The sequence below is a fragment of the Kaistia dalseonensis genome, assembly GCF_030814715.1.
In the GTDB taxonomy this organism is placed as follows: domain Bacteria; phylum Pseudomonadota; class Alphaproteobacteria; order Rhizobiales; family Kaistiaceae; genus Kaistia; species Kaistia dalseonensis.
In genome coordinates this window covers 258,760-273,201 of the sequence record NZ_JAUSVO010000007.1, presented here as the reverse complement: position 1 = coordinate 273,201, position 14,442 = coordinate 258,760, and the positions used below count along the sequence as shown (strand labels likewise).

Here is a 14,442-nt window from a genome sequence, read left to right as displayed (position 1 = left end):
AGGGATGCTGACTTGCCTTGCCGGGAGGCGGCGGGCGAAAGTCCGCGCGCGTTCCGAACACCACAACGGAGATTCCTTCGCATGCGTCGCATTCTGGCTGTAGCGGGCTTTGCCCTCACCCTTGGCATTGCGGGAATGGCCATGGCCGCCTCCGATCTCGGCGCGCAGCGCGAGGCGGACATGAAGACGATCGGACGCTCCATGAAGGCTGCATCCGCTTTTGTGCAGGGCGGAACGTTCGATGCCGCCGCCGCGAAGGCCGAGATGGAGAAGGTCGCCGCCGCCGCGACGAATTTCGCCACCCTCTTCCCGGAAGGCTCCGAAAAGGCCGACGGCAGAGCCTCGCCCGCCATCTGGCAGAACAAGGCGGATTTCGAGGCCCATGCGGCCAAGCTCGCCAGTGACGCCACCGCTGCCGCGACAGCTGCTGGCGCGGGCGCAGACGCCTTCAAGGCGGCGTTCGCGGTCGTCGGGTCCAATTGCAAGGGCTGCCACCAGAGCTACCGGCTCGCCGACTGATCGGCCGATATCGTGATCGTCCGCCGTCTCGCCATCGGCCTCGCCGCAATCGCCATATTCGGCGGCGGCGCGTTCTGGTATCTGACCAGGCCGCAGCCGCTTTCGGCAGCGGTGCTGCCGGACGTCCCTGGCGATGCGGCGAAGGGCGAGACGCTGTTCTGGGCGGGAGGCTGCGCCTCCTGCCATGCGGCCCCTGGCGCGACGGGCGAGGATCGGCTCAAGCTCGGTGGCGGCGTCGCGATCGCCTCGCCATTCGGCACCTTCCACGCGCCCAACCTGTCGCCCGACAAGACCAACGGCATCGGCAACTGGTCGACGCTCGACTTCGTCAATGCGATGAAGCAGGGACTGGCGCCGGACGGCTCGCATCTCTATCCGGCCTTCCCCTATACCTCCTACCAGCGCATGACGATCGCCGATCTCGTCGATCTGAAGGCCTTCCTCGACACGCTGCCGGCCGTCACGACAGCGAACAAGCCACACGAACTGCCCTTCCCGTTCGGGATCCGCCGCGGCATCGGCCTCTGGAAGCTGCTCTATCTCGACGGACAGACCTTCGAGCCCGTGCCGTCCAAGAGTGACGAGATCAATCGCGGCGCCTATCTGGTCGAAGGGCCGGGCCATTGCAACGAGTGCCACACGCCGCGCACCGCTCTTGGCGGCCTCGACCGGAGCCGCGCGCTCGGCGGCGCGCCCGATCCGAGTGGCAAGGGAACCGTGCCGAACATCACGCCCGGCGAAGGCGGCATCGGCGACTGGTCGGCCGACGACATCGCCAACTTCCTGAAGACCGGCTTCACGCCCGATTTCGATTCGGTCGGCGGGACGATGGTTGAAGTGCAGGAGAACATGGCGAAGCTCTCCGACGAGGACCGTCAGGCGATCGCCGCCTATCTCAAGGACGTGCCGCCGTTGGCCTCAACCGGCCAATCCGCGGCTCCCTGACACCATCAGGATTTTTCTTGCGGCCGATGTCTGAATCGTCGGAGCGCCCGCGACATTGTCGTGAAGCAAGGGAATAATCCCGCTTCCGGCAGCGGTCCGCGCCGAACACGCATCGGAGACCATCATGCAATATGCGCTTCTCTTCTATGAAACCGATCAGCAGTTCACGTCGCGCGACCACAGCGCCGAGACGCAGGCCTATTGGGGCGCCTGGCGGCCTATATCGATGAAATCAGCGCGTCCGGCGTTGCCCGCTCCGGCGCAGGCCTGTTGGCGCCGGAGACCGGAACCTCGCTGCGCATTCGAGACGGGCAGAACCAGGTTCAGGATGGGCCCTTTGCAAGCGCGAAAGAGCAGCTGGCCGGCTTTTTCGTGATCGAGGTCGACGATATCGATGCCGCGCTCGCCTGGGCCGCCAAGGCGCCCTGCGCGCCGGTCGGCGGCGTCGAGGTCCGCCCGACGCTGCCGTCGATGTGAGCGAGCCGCGGCAAGCACCTTGGCAACAGAGGCGGTCGAGCAATCCGTTCGCGAGAGCTTCGGCCGTCTCATCGCCATTCTCTCGGCCCGCGATCACGATCTGGCAGCCGCAGAAGATGCGCTCGGCGATGCCGTGCTCGCCGCGCTGGAGCAATGGCCGGTCCAGGGCGTGCCGGACCGGCCGGAGGGATGGCTGCTCGCCGTCGCGCGCCGACGCCTGATCGACCGCGCCCGGCGGTCCTCCAGCGACGCGCTGCTGTCACGCTCGCTCGCGCTGCTGACCGAGGTCGCGGAGGAGACGGATTTGGCCAGCGCTCGCTTTCCGGACGAGAGACTCAAACTGCTCTTCGTCTGCGCCCATCCGGCGATCGACCCCGCCATCCACGCCCCGTTGATGCTGTAGACCGTGCTCGGCCTCGACGCGGCGCGAATCGCCACGGCCTTCCTCATTCCGGCGAGTGCGATGGGCCAGCGGCTCGTGCGCGCCAAGGTCAAGATCCGCGATGCGGGCATTCCCTTCGCGGTCCCCGAGGCCTCGGAACTGCCCGTCCGCCTCGACAGTGTTCTCGAGGCGATCTACGCGGCCTATGGCAGCGGCTGGGACGATGTCGCCGGCGCCGACGAACGCTGCTCCAACCTGACGCGGGAGGCGATCTGGCTCGGCCGCGCGATCCAGTCGCTGCTGCCCGAAGAGCCGGAGGTCCGGGGTCTGCTGGCGCTCATGCTCTATTGCGAGGCACGTCGGCCCGCTCGACGAACGGTGACCGGTGACTATGTCCCGCTCTCGGAGCAGGACGTGTCGCTCTGGTCGCGCGGCATGCTGCATGAGGCTGAGACGATTCTGCGCGCCGCCGCGACGGCGAAGCGGCCCGGGCGGTTTCAGCTCGAGGCCTCCCTCCAGTCGGCCCATATCGGACACCGGCTCATCGGGGAGCCCGACAATGCGATCATCGCCCAGCTTCACGAGGCACTCTGGCGGTTGGCGCCACGGATCGGCTTGGCTGTCGCCCGCGCGGTCGCATGGGCTGACTCCCGCGGACCGGAAGCGGGGCTGGCCCTGCTCGATGAAATCGAACCGGCGCGCGTCGCGGCCTACCAGCCCTATCACGCGGCCCGGGCCGAGCTTCTTGCACGGTCCGGACAGATCGACGCCGCACGCGCCCACTATGCTACGGCGATCCGGCTGGCCAACGATCCGGCTGCGCGCCGCTACCTCGAACTGCGAAGCAACCATCTTCTGAGTTGATCACTCGACGAGCGTTCAGCGCTCGCTCGCCTTGATCCACTTCGCGATCTTCGGCGGATCGTAGTGGGCATAGCGCTCGAGCAGGCGCACGGGGTCCTCCTCGACGATCAGCATGTCGCGATGCTCGCGGCGGACGAAGCCTTCCGCCGACTGGTCATCGAGGAAGGCGAGCAGCTTGCCGTAGAAGCCCGAGACATTGAGCACGCCGACCGGCTTCTCGTGATAGCCGAGTTGGGCCCACGTCCAGATCTCGAACAGTTCCTCCAGCGTGCCGATGCCGCCGGGCAGCGCGACGAAGCCGCCAGAGAGGTCAGCCATCATCGCCTTGCGCTCGTGCATCGAGCCGACGATGTGGAGTTCCGTCAGTCCCTGATGCGCGATTTCCTTGTCGCGCAGCGCCGTCGGGATGACGCCGATCGCCTTGCCGCCGGCGGCGAGCACCGCATCGGCGACCGCGCCCATCAACCCAACCTTCGAGCCGCCATAGACGAGTTCGTCGCCCCTGAGCGCGATGGCGCGACCAAGCGCGATCGCCGTCTGGCGATATTCGGGCCGAAATCCCTCGCTGGAACCACAGAAGACGCAGACCCTCACGATTGCGCCTTTTCGGACAGGGCGGCGAGAATGCGCGCCCAGGAGCGGATGCCGCCATGATAGCTGGAGACGTCGTATTTCTCGTTCGGTGAATGGATGCGGTCGTCATCGAGCGCAAAGCCGACCATCAGCGCATCCATGCCGAGCACGGACTGGAAATCACCGGCGACGGGGATCGAGCCGCCCGAACCGATGGTGACGCAGTCCCTGCCCCATTCCTCGGTCAGCGCCTGGCGCGTCTTGACCAGCGCCGGCAGGTCGCCCGGCAGGCGGATGCCCGGCGAGCCGCCATGGGGCGAGAACTCGACGCTGCAATCGGCCGGCAGCTTCGAGCGGACATAGTCGCGGAAGGCGGCGCGGATCTTGTCGGGATCCTGCTTGTCGACGAGGCGGAACGAGATCTTCGCGAAGGCCTGCGAGGGGATAACCGTCTTGAAGCCCTTGCCGGTATAGCCGCCTGAAATACCGTTCACCTCGCAGGTCGGCCGCGCCCAGATCTTTTCGAGCACCGAGCGATCGATCTCGCCTGCCGGGATCGAAAGGCCGACATCGCCGAGGAACTTGGCCGAATCGAAGCCCAGCGCATCCCATTGCGCCTTGATGGCCGGCGGCAATTCGCCGACGCCGTCATAGAAGCCGGGAAGCGTGATCCGGCCGTTCTCGTCGCGCAGCCCGTCGAGGATCGAGACCAGCACATGGATCGGATTGCGCGCCGCGCCGCCATACATGCCCGAATGCAGGTCGCGCTTGGCAGCAGTGATGGTGATTTCCTCACCGACGAGACCGCGCAGCATGGTGGTGACGGCCGGCGTCTGCTTGTCCCACATGCCCGTGTCGCAAACGAAGGCGAAATCGGCGGTCAGCTCGTCCTTGTTGGCCTTCATGAAGGGAACGAGGCTCGGGCCGCCCGATTCTTCCTCGCCTTCGAGGAGGATCGAAACCGGGATCGGCAGCTTGCCGGTGACCGCCTTCCAGGCGCGGCAGGCTTCGATGAAGGTCATCAACTGGCCCTTATCGTCGGACGAGCCGCGCGCGACGATCTGCTTCGAGCCGTCGGCGGCCGTCACGATGCGCGGCGCGAAGGGATCGGTCTCCCAAAGGTCGATCGGATCGACCGGCTGCACGTCGTAATGGCCATAGAAGAGCACATGCGGGCCGGCGCCCTCCTTGGCGTGGCCGACGACCATGGGATGGCCCGGGGTCGGTCGCACGCCGGCATCGAAACCGACACCCTTCAGCGCATCGGCGAGCCATTCGGCCGCCTGCAGGCAGGCGCCGGCGAAAGCGGGATCGGTCGAGATGGACTGGATCTCGATCAGCCGGAACAACCGCTCGAGGCTGTTGTCGATATCGGAATCAATATGGGCGAGGACGTCGGAAAGACGGTCGGACACAAGCGGCTCCTCGGAAGATGACGGATGGGGACTGTGAGAGGGTGATACGCCGAGGCAAGGCCAAAAGGAAGGCGCGGCCCGCGCGGCCGGACGTCTCGGTTGTCACGTAGACTCCGTGGCCGACCTTAAATCGGTATAGCCGAAATCATTGCCCTTGTAGAGCAAGGCGGCGCGGCGGGACTTGGCGACTGCATAAGCGAAACAGTCGCCCATGTTGAGCTGGGCGGGATGGCTGCGCCCCTTGCCGTAGCGGGCATGGGCGCGCAGCGCCTCGTCGGCATGCTCGGCTGTTACCGGCTCGATGCGAATCTGCATCGCGTCGAGCAAGCCGCGCACAAGCGTCTCCCCCATTGGACGTTCATTCGTCGTTCAGCGAATCGTAGAACGCCTTGTCCGCCTCCAGACCCGATTTCGGGAGGGCCGCGACCCTGTCCTGTATCTCCCTGATACGCTCCATCGGGGTCTTCTGGACCTGCTCGCGCTGCAACTCGTTGACCAGCGCCAGCTTCACGGCCTCGGTCTTCGTCACATGGCGCTTGGCGGCCAGTTCCTCGGCCAACCGGTTGACCTCTTCGCTGCGTATGCTGAGCGGCATGAAAGCCTCCTGCGTAGACAGCCACAATGTAGCGTCTACACAGGGTCGGAACAATGATCAGTCCAGGGCCGTCCGCGCCTCCTGCGCCTCCTGCAACTCCTGATCCAGCGCCGCGATCTCCTTCACCAGCTTCTGGCGCACGGCCTGCGCGAAGCTCCGCGTCTCGTCGGCCGTGACCACGAACGAGCCGGGGCCACCGATGACATCGCGGGCATAGTGATCGGACAGACTGCCGCCCATCACGCCGCGCACGGAGCCGCCGGGGCGCCTGATGACGAGGCCGTTGATGACGATGCCCTCGGCCAGCGCTGCGGCGCGCGTCTCCGGCAAGGGCGGGCCACCGATCTGCGGCCCATCGCCCGAGACGTCGATCACCTTCGCCAGGCCGTCAAAGGCGTTCTCGCGGATTCGGTCAGCGCCATAGGCGATGGCGCCGGAGATCGAATTATAGCCGAAGGCCTGTCGCGGGCTGGAAAGGAGCTTGTCGGCGAAAATCCGTGCGCTCGGTTGATCCTCGATGATATGCCAGTCGACGATCGTGTGCTGCGAGGCCGGCCCGCCCCATTCGACATAGATGACGGCGATCCGGCCGATCAGCCCACCGCGAATGGCGGACAGCACCTCGGCGCTCGTGACCGCCTCGGCATAGCCCCGCCGCTGCAAGGCGAGCTCGTCATCGTCGATCGAACCCGATCCGTCAGCGGCCAGAACCAGCTCGACGTCGACCGGCTCGGCCGATTGCGCGGCGGCGATCACCGGGGCGGAAACCAGGACGGCCAATGCGAGAGGGATGGAGAACCGCATTGGCGAGCATCTCCTGGCTTCGGATTACCGTCAGCTTCGCAGAATGTTGCCGAGTATGCCTCTCACGATGGCGCGACCGACCGAGCCGCCGACGGAACCGCCAATGCTCTTGCCGACATCGGCCGCGACCTGGCCGGCCACGCGGTTCGTGACCGTGCGTGTGACCTCGCGGGCGACGCGCTGTGTCGCAGTGAGGCGCTCGCCGCGCCGGCGATTGGTGCCGAGCAGCGAGCCCAGAATGTTGCCGACATCGAACCCGCCGGGCGCCGGCGGGGCGCTGGGGTCCGTGCCGGCCGGCGCGCCCTGCCCCTGCTGCGCCGCGATCTCGCCGGCCTGCTTGCCGAGTACTTCGAAGGCCGATTCCCGGTCGATCGTGCGGTCATAGGTGATCCCGACCGGGCTCGCGGCGATGATCCGCCGCCGCTCCTCCTCGGTGACGGGCCCCATGCGGGAGGATGGCGGGCGAATGAAGGTGCGCTCGACCATGCTCGGAATGCCTTTCGGCTCCAGCGTCGAGACCAGCGCCTCGCCGACGGCGAGCTGCGTAATGGCGTCCATCGTCTTGAAGGCCGGGTTGGGACGGAACGTCTCGGCGGCGACCTTGACGGCCTTCTGGTCGCGCGGCGTGAAGGCCCGCAGCGCATGCTGCACGCGGTTGCCGAGCTGGCCGAGCACGGTCTCCGGCACGTCGATCGGGTTCTGCGTCACGAAATAGACGCCGACGCCCTTCGAGCGGATGAGCCGCACAACCTGCTCGACCTTGTCGAGCAGCGCCTTGGGCGCCTCGTCGAACAGCAGATGGGCTTCGTCGAAAAAGAAGACGAGGCGCGGCCTCTCAGGATCGCCGACCTCCGGCAAGACCTCGAACAGCTCCGACATCAGCCAGAGCAGGAACGTCGCATAGAGGCGCGGCGAGCTCATCAGCTTGTCGGCGGCGAGCACGCTGACGACGCCGCGGCCATCGACGGTGGTGCGCATCAGATCGGCGATCTGCAGCGCAGGCTCGCCGAAGAACGCGTCGCCGCCCTGATTTTCGAGGATCAGCAACTGGCGGAGGATCGCGCCGACCGATGCCTTGCTGACGTTGCCGTATTTCGCGCCGATGGTGTCGGCGTTCTCGGCGAGATAGCCGAGCATGGCGCGCAGGTCCTTGAGATCGAGGAGCAGCAGGCCCTGCTCGTCGGCGACGCGGAAGGCGATCGTCAGCACGCCTTCCTGGACGTCGTTCAGATCCATGAACCGCGCCAGCAGCAGCGGGCCCATCTCGCTGACAGTGGTGCGGATCGAATGGCCCTGCTGGCCGAACAGGTCCCAGAAGATCGTCGGGCAACCCTCAAACTTGTATTCGTCCTTGAAGCCGATCTCCTCCGCCCGCTTCAGGAGAGAGTCCTTCGGCTCGCCGGGCATCGCGATGCCGGAGAGGTCGCCCTTGATATCGGCGCAGAAGACCGGGACGCCGTGGTCCGAGAGATCCTGCGCCATAACCTGAAGCGTGACCGTCTTGCCGGTGCCGGTCGCTCCCGTCACCAGCCCATGCCGGTTGGCGAGGCCGAGAAGCAGATATTCGGGCTTGGTGCTCGTCCCGAGATAGATCCTGTCGGCTTGCAGCATGGGCATTCGGAACGGCTCCTCAAAGACAACGTCAAGGCAACGTCTCGGCAACGAAACGCATCGAAGAGTCTACAGGAGCGCAATCGCACGACGCAAACGCGGCAAGTCGCGAAAGTCACCGCGGCGGTTGTGACGTGCAATACTTGCCATCAAGGCAAAGGCGGGTGAACATCTGTCAGAGACCGTGCGATCGCTCGAGTCTCGGGCAAGGGAGACAAGAAAATGTCTTATCCGATCAAGGATATCGAAGGTATCGGACCGGCATATGCCGATAAGCTCAAGGCCGCCGGAATCACGACGACCGGCGCATTGCTCGAAGCGGGCAAGGACCCCAAAGGGCGCAAGACACTTGCCGAGAAGTCCGGTATCGAAGAGCCGCGGATCCTGAAATGGACCAATATGGCCGATCTCATGCGCATCAAAGGTGTGGCCGAGGAATACTCGGAACTACTTGAGGCCGCAGGTGTCGATACGGTCAAGGAGCTGAAGACGCGCCGCGCCGATAACCTCACGGCCAAGATGGCCGAGATCAATACGGCGAAGAAACTGGTGCGCCAGCTTCCGTCCGAGAAGCAGGTCGCGGATTGGATCGAGGAAGCCAAGACCCTGCCGCCGACGATGACGTACTGACAGGGAGCGGCTGGCGGCGCACTGAGCGCGATCCAGCCAACCCATTGACCTTGAATAAAAAAAGAAGTGCCGCCCCTCAAGGCGGGGGCATCAGGGGCGGCACTCTTGCGCATCGATTTCGGCCAGGCAAGACCGAGATACTGGCGCAGGGTCGAGCAGCATACGGCCAACTCACTCCTAATACGCGCCGACGCGGGACTGGTTTCACGGATCGCAAAAATAAGTTGGAAGAACCGACATCGCCGGTCCTTCCCTCTCGCTGACCGTATGGTTGGCCAGATCGGGATGATCGAAAAGATTAGCCCGGAAGAAGAACCGTATCGATGACGTGGATGACGCCATTCGACTGGTAGACATTCGGGATCGTGACCCGAGCCTTGTCACCCTTGGAGTCGATGATCCAGATCTTCTTGCCCATGACCTGGAACTTCAGGCTCTCGCCTTCGACGGTCTTGTATTCGACGACGCCGTTCATCTTCTTCGCGGCGGCCATGATATCGGCGGCCGAGATGCGGCCCGGGATCACGTGATAGGTCAGGATGCTGGTGAGCTTGGCCTTGTTGGCGGGCATGACCAGCGTTTCCACCGTACCGGCCGGGAGCTTCGCAAAGGCCTCATTGGTTGGTGCGAACACGGTGAACGGGCCGGGGCCCGACAGTGTATCCACCAGCCCCGCGGCCTTCACGGCAGCAACAAGCGTGGTGTGATCCTTCGAATTGGCGGCGTTCTGGACGATATTCTTGGTCGGAGACATCGGCGCCCCACCGACCATCACGGTCTTGGCATAGGCGGGAGCCGAGACGGCGACAGTGCCGGACAGCGCAATCGCGGCGATCGCAGCCGCGCGAATTGCAGTCGAAAAACGAGACATGGCGAGCTCTCCTTCGGTGATATTTGCGGTCATTAATGACCATTCTCAAATCATGAAGCGGCAATCGGACTTGATCCGAACATTCATTGTTCAGGCAACGGTTTCCCCATGGGGAACCATCGATTTCAATCGACGTCCACCGAAACTGAACTTCCTGACTGTCCTGATTTATTCTCGGTTACGCTTCCTACATCGATTTATACGAGCGCTACGGAGAACGGTTTCATCGGCCGGAAAAAGATGCGATCACGACGCCGTGATCGCCACACGAGCCAATCCGAATGCCTTGCTCGCAAACGAGCCATTCGCGCCATGGCTTTGCTTGCACCCTTCGCATAGCCGCCATAATGTCCCGCGGCCCAGCGGAGCGCATGATGAAGTCCACCAACGCTGTCTATACCGGTCTGCCCACGACGATCTTCGAGGTCATGTCGCGGCTGGCGATCGAACATCAATCCATCAATCTCGGGCAGGGTTTCCCCGATGTCGACGGCCCCGAGGACGTGCGGCGCTTTGCAGCCGACGCGCTGATCACGGGTCCGAACCAGTATCCGCCGATGATGGGCGTTCCCGAGCTTCGTCAGGCCGTGGCCGCCTCCAACAAGCGCTTCTACGGCCTCGACGTCCATTGGAAGACCGAGGTGCTCGTGACATCAGGGGCGACTGAGGCGCTCTCGGACATCATCGCCGCCCTGATCGAGCCGGGTGACGAAGTCGTGCTGATCGAGCCGCTTTATGATTGCTACCTGCCTCTGGTGAAGCGAGCCGGCGGCATTCCGCGGCTGGTGCGTTTGACGCCGCCGGAATGGAAGCTCGATCGCGACGCGCTCGCCGCCGCCTTCTCCGACAAGACCAAGGCAATCCTCATCAACAATCCGATGAACCCGGCGGCGAAGGTCTTTTCGCGAGATGAGCTGAACCTCATCGCCGAGCTCTGCGTCGCCTTCGACACTTATGCGATCTGCGATGAAGTCTATGAGCACATCATCTTCGACGGCGCGCCGCATATCCCGCTGATGACGCTTCCCGGTATGCGCGAGCGTTCGGTGCGCATCGGTTCGGCCGGCAAGACCTTTTCGCTGACCGGCTGGAAGGTCGGCTATGTCACGGCCGCGCCGCATCTGCTCGACCCCATCGCCAAGGCGCACCAGTTCACCACCTTCACGACGCCGGCCAACCTGCAGAAGGCCGTGGCCTTCGGTCTGGGCAAGGGCGATGATTATTATGCCGAGTTGTCAGGCGCGCTGGCGGCAAAGCGCGACCGGCTCTCCGCCGGGCTGGCCGATCTCGGCTTCGCTGTAGCGCCCTGCGACGGCACCTATTTCGTCACCGCCGACGTGACGCCGCTCGGCCTTGCGGGCGACGACGTCGAACTCTGCAAGCGCATGACGATCGAGGCAGGCGTCACCGCCGTGCCGGTCTCCGCCTTTTATGCCGGAGCGGCGCCCACGCAATTTGTCCGCTTCTGCTTCTCGAAGCGCGACGAAATCCTCGACGCCGCCCTGGAGCGGCTCGGCCAGTGGATCAGCACGCGGGTGAAGGCCGTCGCCTGACGGCCTATTCGGCCGGCAGCAGCGCGCCGACATAGACGATCGGTCCCGTCGCCTGCCCAGTCGGCGAACCACCCTTCGGCTCGAGCGAGATGGCGAGCTTTTCGCCATCCTTGAGGGAGACGTTGAGCTTCTTCAGATCGCTCAGATTGTCGGCGACACCCATCGATACGGTCGGCCCTGACGCCGGCACCTGCCACAATTCATAGCTCTTGTCCGGCGGCGGCGCCTCGCCGATGCGGCGCAGGCGGATCGTTCCACTGCCGGTATCGACTGCTGCGACGAATGCCGGCTGCCCCGCCTCGCCATTCAGCACGGCGACGTAACTGAGGCCGGGCGCGGGCGGAGGCGGCACGAGCCGATCACTGCCAACGATGACGGCCAGCACGGCGGCCGCGATGCCGACGCCCACCGTCGCCAGGCGCCAGCGCCGAACTGTCCGTTCCAGCACCAGGACGCGGCCTGCCTCGCCAGCATCACGAATACGGGCAAGGATGGATTTCCAGGCCGAGACCGGCGGCGGGATCTCACCCGCCAGATCTGCCAGCGGCTGAAGCCGGCCGGCCCAGCCACCGACCGCGACGGCCAAGGCTGGATCGCGTTCGATACGGGCCTCGACGTCCCGTCGCTCCGACGGGTCGAGCGTTCCGAGAACATATTCCGCGGCCAATCCTTCAATGTCGTCGTCAACGGCCACCGAGGCACTCCTTCAAGGCGATCAGGCTCCGGCGCAGAACGGTCTTGACCGTCGCGACAGGCCGGTCGAAGCGACGGGACAGTTCCTCCCGGCTCCAGCCGTAACAATATGCCAGCAGGACCATGCCCCTTCGGTCCGCTTCCAATCCATCGAGGCAGCGCCGCAAGTGCGGCCCTCCCAGGCCATCGGCGGTCGCTCCCGGAGCCGGCAATTTCTCCGCCAGTTCCTCGTCGATCTCGATCGCGGTTGCGGAGACACGCTCCGCCCCGCGCCGCACGGAATCGATGGCCGTATGGCGCGCGATCGTCGTCATCCATGTGATGGGCGACGCAACAGCCGGATCGAAACGGTCAGCGTTATTCCAGATCCTGACCCAGGCCTCCTGCAGGGCCTCTTCGGCCGCTGCCTCACTGACCGAGATACGCCGCACCACGGCGAAAAGTTTCGCGGAAGTCCGCTCATAGAGCGTCTTGAACGCTGCCTCGTTTCGTGACGCCACGGCGGCCATGAGGGTCACGAGTTCGCCCTGCGGCGCCCCGTCCGATGTCGATCCGAGCAAAACGGTCCTCCCGGCCGGAACAATTCAGCCGCAAATTAGGGCAATTCCGGTCGTTCGACCATGGTCTCATCGATGATCGCGCGAAACGCTGCTGTTCCGCTTGCCCGGCGGCGGTTCGCCCGATACATCCGGCCCCATGGCTCCTCCTCTTCTTCTCCTTCAGGATATTCGTCTCTCCTTCGGCGGCCGACCGCTGATCGAGAATGCGACGCTTTCGGTCTCAGCCGGCGAACGCCTCTGCTTCGTTGGACGGAACGGCTCCGGCAAATCGACCTTGCTGAAGATCGCGGCCGGCATGATCGAGGCCGATGCGGGCACGCGCTTCGTCCAGCCGGGGGCGACGCTGCGCTACCTGCCGCAGGAGCCGGACCTTTCCGCCTTCGCCAATACCCGCGCCTATGTCGAGGCGGGTCTCGGGCCGGGGGACGACCCGCACCGCGCGACCATGCTGCTCGAGGCGCTCGGCCTCACGGGCGAGGAGAAGCCGGACCGACTCTCCGGCGGCGAGGCACGCCGCGCTGCGCTCGCCCGCGTCATTGCGCCCGAGCCGGACGTGCTGCTCCTCGACGAGCCGACCAACCATCTCGACCTGCCTGCGATCGAGTGGCTGGAAGAGACGCTGAAGTCGATGCGTTCGGCACTCGTGCTGATCAGCCATGATCGCCGCTTTCTGGAACGGCTGTCGCGCGCCACGCTCTGGCTCGACCGCGGCACGACGCGTCGGCTCGACCAGGGCTTCGCCGCCTTCGAGAACTGGCGCGACGACGTGCTGCACGAAGAGGAGAAGGAGCGCGAACGGCTCGATCGCAAGATCAGCCAGGAGCTTGATTGGGTCCGCTACGGCGTCACGGCGCGGCGCAAGCGCAATATGGGCCGCCTGCGCAAGCTGGAAGGCCTGCGCCAGGAGCGTCGGGACCAGCGCAAGGCGGTCGGTTCAGTCAAGCTGCTCGCCACCGAAGGCGACGTCTCCGGCAAGGCGGTGGTTGAAGCTTTCGATGTCTCGAAAAGCTTCGGCGAACGCCCGATCGTCAAGGATTTCTCGACCCGCATCCAGCGCGGCGACCGCATCGGCCTCGTCGGGGCCAATGGCGCCGGCAAGACGACGCTGCTCAATCTGCTGACCGGCGTACTCGCGCCCGACAGCGGCACGATCAAGCTCGGCACCAATCTGCAGATGGTCACGCTCGACCAGCGTCGCGAAAGCCTCGACCCCAATCTTCGCCTCGCCGACGCGCTGACGGACGGTCGCGGCGATACGGTCATCGTCAATGGCGAGGCGCGACACGTCATCGGCTATATGCGTGACTTCCTGTTCACGCCCGAGCAGGCCCGCGCGCCGATCACCGCGCTTTCCGGTGGCGAGCGGGGTCGACTGATGCTCGCCCGTGCGCTGGCCCGGCCTTCGAACCTGCTGGTCCTCGACGAGCCGACCAACGATCTCGATCTCGAAACACTCGATCTCCTGGAAGAGATGCTCGACGACTATACGGGCACGATCCTGCTCGTGAGCCATGATCGCGACTTCCTCGACCGCGTAGCGACTTCGATCATCCTCGCCGAAGGCGACGGCAAGTGGACCGACTATGCCGGCGGCTACACCGACATGCTCGCGCAGCGCGGAGCGGCGGCACCGGCGCGCAGCAGCGGCAAGGCCGAGCGCAACGCGGAGAAGAAGTCTCAGGCCGAACGGCCAGCCGTCGGAAAGGCCAAGCTCTCCTTCAAGCAGAAGCACGCGCTCGAGACGCTGCCGAAGACAATCGAGAAGCTCACGGCCGAGATCGCGAAGCTCGAGGCGACGCTGGCAAAGCCGAACCTGTTTGCCAGCGACCGCAAGGCGTTCGACACAGCCAATGCGCGACTTGCCGCGGCGCAAGCCGAGCGCGAGACGGCCGAGGAGGAATGGCTCACACTCGAAATGTTGCGGGAAGAACTGGGCGCTTAAGCAGGGAG

The 14,442-nt window shown here is 65.1% G+C and carries 17 protein-coding genes; 8 read left to right on the top strand and 9 right to left on the bottom strand.

All coding sequences use genetic code 11. From position 1 onward, the window contains the following. Nucleotides 1-81: 81 nt before the first annotated feature. From QO014_RS23050 to QO014_RS23030, 5 genes are all read left to right on the top strand, one after another. Complete coding sequence (locus tag QO014_RS23050; RefSeq protein WP_266351100.1) at nt 82-519, top strand: c-type cytochrome; 438 nt, start codon at nt 82-84, stop codon at nt 517-519. Nucleotides 520-534: 15 nt separating this feature from the next. Beyond that, a complete protein-coding gene (locus QO014_RS23045; RefSeq protein ID WP_266351183.1) occupies nt 535-1,464 on the top strand; it encodes a cytochrome c in 930 nt (309 codons plus the stop codon). Between the two features lie 201 nt (nt 1,465-1,665). Beyond that, a complete protein-coding gene (locus QO014_RS23040; RefSeq protein ID WP_266351099.1) occupies nt 1,666-1,941 on the top strand; it encodes a YciI family protein in 276 nt (91 codons plus the stop codon). 19 nt (nt 1,942-1,960) lie between these two features. After that, nucleotides 1,961-2,344 carry a sigma factor gene (locus tag QO014_RS23035; RefSeq protein WP_307259008.1) on the top strand — a complete coding sequence of 128 codons (384 nt, stop codon included), beginning with the start codon at nt 1,961-1,963 and terminating at the stop codon, nt 2,342-2,344. A 3-nt stretch (nt 2,345-2,347) separates the two neighbouring features. Then, nucleotides 2,348-3,187: an RNA polymerase sigma factor gene (locus QO014_RS23030; RefSeq protein WP_307259007.1), complete on the top strand. Its 840-nt coding sequence runs from the start codon at nt 2,348-2,350 to the stop codon at nt 3,185-3,187. A gap of 15 nt (nt 3,188-3,202) precedes the next feature. Here QO014_RS23030 and QO014_RS23025 read toward each other — a convergent pair whose 3' ends face one another. The 6 genes from QO014_RS23025 to QO014_RS23000 form a co-directional block, all read right to left on the bottom strand. After that, nucleotides 3,203-3,784 carry an LOG family protein gene (locus tag QO014_RS23025; RefSeq protein ID WP_266351182.1) on the bottom strand — a complete coding sequence of 194 codons (582 nt, stop codon included), beginning with the start codon at nt 3,782-3,784 and terminating at the stop codon, nt 3,203-3,205. After that, nucleotides 3,778-5,175: a M20/M25/M40 family metallo-hydrolase gene (locus QO014_RS23020; RefSeq protein ID WP_266351098.1), complete on the bottom strand. Its 1,398-nt coding sequence runs from the start codon at nt 5,173-5,175 to the stop codon at nt 3,778-3,780. Before QO014_RS23020 ends, QO014_RS23025 begins: the two co-directional genes overlap by 7 nt. Nucleotides 5,176-5,277: 102 nt before the next feature. Beyond that, the gene (locus QO014_RS23015) at nt 5,278-5,526 is read right to left on the bottom strand and encodes a type II toxin-antitoxin system VapC family toxin (protein WP_266351097.1); all 249 of its coding nucleotides are present in this window, start codon (nt 5,524-5,526) and stop codon (nt 5,278-5,280) included. 7 nt (nt 5,527-5,533) lie between these two features. After that, on the bottom strand, nt 5,534-5,770 hold the full coding sequence (locus tag QO014_RS23010; RefSeq protein ID WP_266351096.1) for a type II toxin-antitoxin system VapB family antitoxin: 237 nt from the start codon (nt 5,768-5,770) through the stop codon (nt 5,534-5,536). Nucleotides 5,771-5,827: 57 nt separating this feature from the next. Further along, nucleotides 5,828-6,574, bottom strand: a complete 747-nt coding sequence (locus tag QO014_RS23005; protein ID WP_266351095.1) for a DUF1194 domain-containing protein — start codon at nt 6,572-6,574, stop codon at nt 5,828-5,830. Between the two features lie 30 nt (nt 6,575-6,604). Next, nucleotides 6,605-8,185, bottom strand: coding sequence for a helicase HerA-like C-terminal domain-containing protein (locus QO014_RS23000; RefSeq protein WP_266351181.1), 1,581 nt, complete (start codon nt 8,183-8,185; stop codon nt 6,605-6,607). 222 nt (nt 8,186-8,407) lie between these two features. Here QO014_RS23000 and QO014_RS22995 point away from each other — a divergent pair, with 222 nt between their 5' ends. Then, a complete protein-coding gene (locus QO014_RS22995) occupies nt 8,408-8,815 on the top strand; it encodes a DUF4332 domain-containing protein (RefSeq protein WP_266351094.1) in 408 nt (135 codons plus the stop codon). 298 nt (nt 8,816-9,113) lie between these two features. Here QO014_RS22995 and QO014_RS22990 read toward each other — a convergent pair whose 3' ends face one another. Further along, complete coding sequence (locus QO014_RS22990) at nt 9,114-9,686, bottom strand: fasciclin domain-containing protein (RefSeq protein ID WP_266351093.1); 573 nt, start codon at nt 9,684-9,686, stop codon at nt 9,114-9,116. A gap of 374 nt (nt 9,687-10,060) precedes the next feature. On the opposite strand from QO014_RS22990, the gene QO014_RS22985 reads away from it, so the two are divergent. Further along, nucleotides 10,061-11,239 carry an aminotransferase gene (locus tag QO014_RS22985; RefSeq protein ID WP_266351180.1) on the top strand — a complete coding sequence of 393 codons (1,179 nt, stop codon included), beginning with the start codon at nt 10,061-10,063 and terminating at the stop codon, nt 11,237-11,239. A 4-nt stretch (nt 11,240-11,243) separates the two neighbouring features. On the opposite strand, the gene QO014_RS22980 is transcribed toward QO014_RS22985, so the two are convergent. Then, entirely contained in the window at nt 11,244-11,933 is a 690-nt protein-coding gene (locus QO014_RS22980; protein WP_266351092.1) for an anti-sigma factor, read from the bottom strand. Next, entirely contained in the window at nt 11,923-12,492 is a 570-nt protein-coding gene (locus QO014_RS22975) for a sigma-70 family RNA polymerase sigma factor (protein WP_370877200.1), read from the bottom strand. Before QO014_RS22975 ends, QO014_RS22980 begins: the two co-directional genes overlap by 11 nt. 136 nt (nt 12,493-12,628) lie before the next feature. Here QO014_RS22975 and QO014_RS22970 point away from each other — a divergent pair, with 136 nt between their 5' ends. After that, nucleotides 12,629-14,434 (top strand): ABC-F family ATP-binding cassette domain-containing protein, encoded by a 1,806-nt coding sequence (locus QO014_RS22970; protein ID WP_266351091.1) that lies wholly within the window; start codon nt 12,629-12,631, stop codon nt 14,432-14,434. The last annotated feature ends 8 nt before the right edge of the window (nt 14,435-14,442 follow it).

Bases quoted from the DNA above. Each gene is read 5' to 3' on its own strand.
- QO014_RS23010 (WP_266351096.1), bottom strand. From the start codon at position 5,770: ATGCCGCTCAGCATACGCAGCGAAGAGGTCAACCGGTTGGCCGAGGAA.
- QO014_RS22995 (WP_266351094.1), top strand. From the start codon at position 8,408: ATGTCTTATCCGATCAAGGATATCGAAGGTATCGGACCGGCATATGCC.
- QO014_RS23050 (WP_266351100.1), top strand. From the start codon at position 82: ATGCGTCGCATTCTGGCTGTAGCGGGCTTTGCCCTCACCCTTGGCATT.
- QO014_RS23015 (WP_266351097.1), bottom strand. From the start codon at position 5,526: ATGGGGGAGACGCTTGTGCGCGGCTTGCTCGACGCGATGCAGATTCGC.
- QO014_RS22990 (WP_266351093.1), bottom strand. From the start codon at position 9,686: ATGTCTCGTTTTTCGACTGCAATTCGCGCGGCTGCGATCGCCGCGATT.
- QO014_RS22970 (WP_266351091.1), top strand. From the start codon at position 12,629: ATGGCTCCTCCTCTTCTTCTCCTTCAGGATATTCGTCTCTCCTTCGGC.
- QO014_RS22985 (WP_266351180.1), top strand. From the start codon at position 10,061: ATGAAGTCCACCAACGCTGTCTATACCGGTCTGCCCACGACGATCTTC.
- QO014_RS23005 (WP_266351095.1), bottom strand. From the start codon at position 6,574: ATGCGGTTCTCCATCCCTCTCGCATTGGCCGTCCTGGTTTCCGCCCCG.
- QO014_RS23000 (WP_266351181.1), bottom strand. From the start codon at position 8,185: ATGCTGCAAGCCGACAGGATCTATCTCGGGACGAGCACCAAGCCCGAA.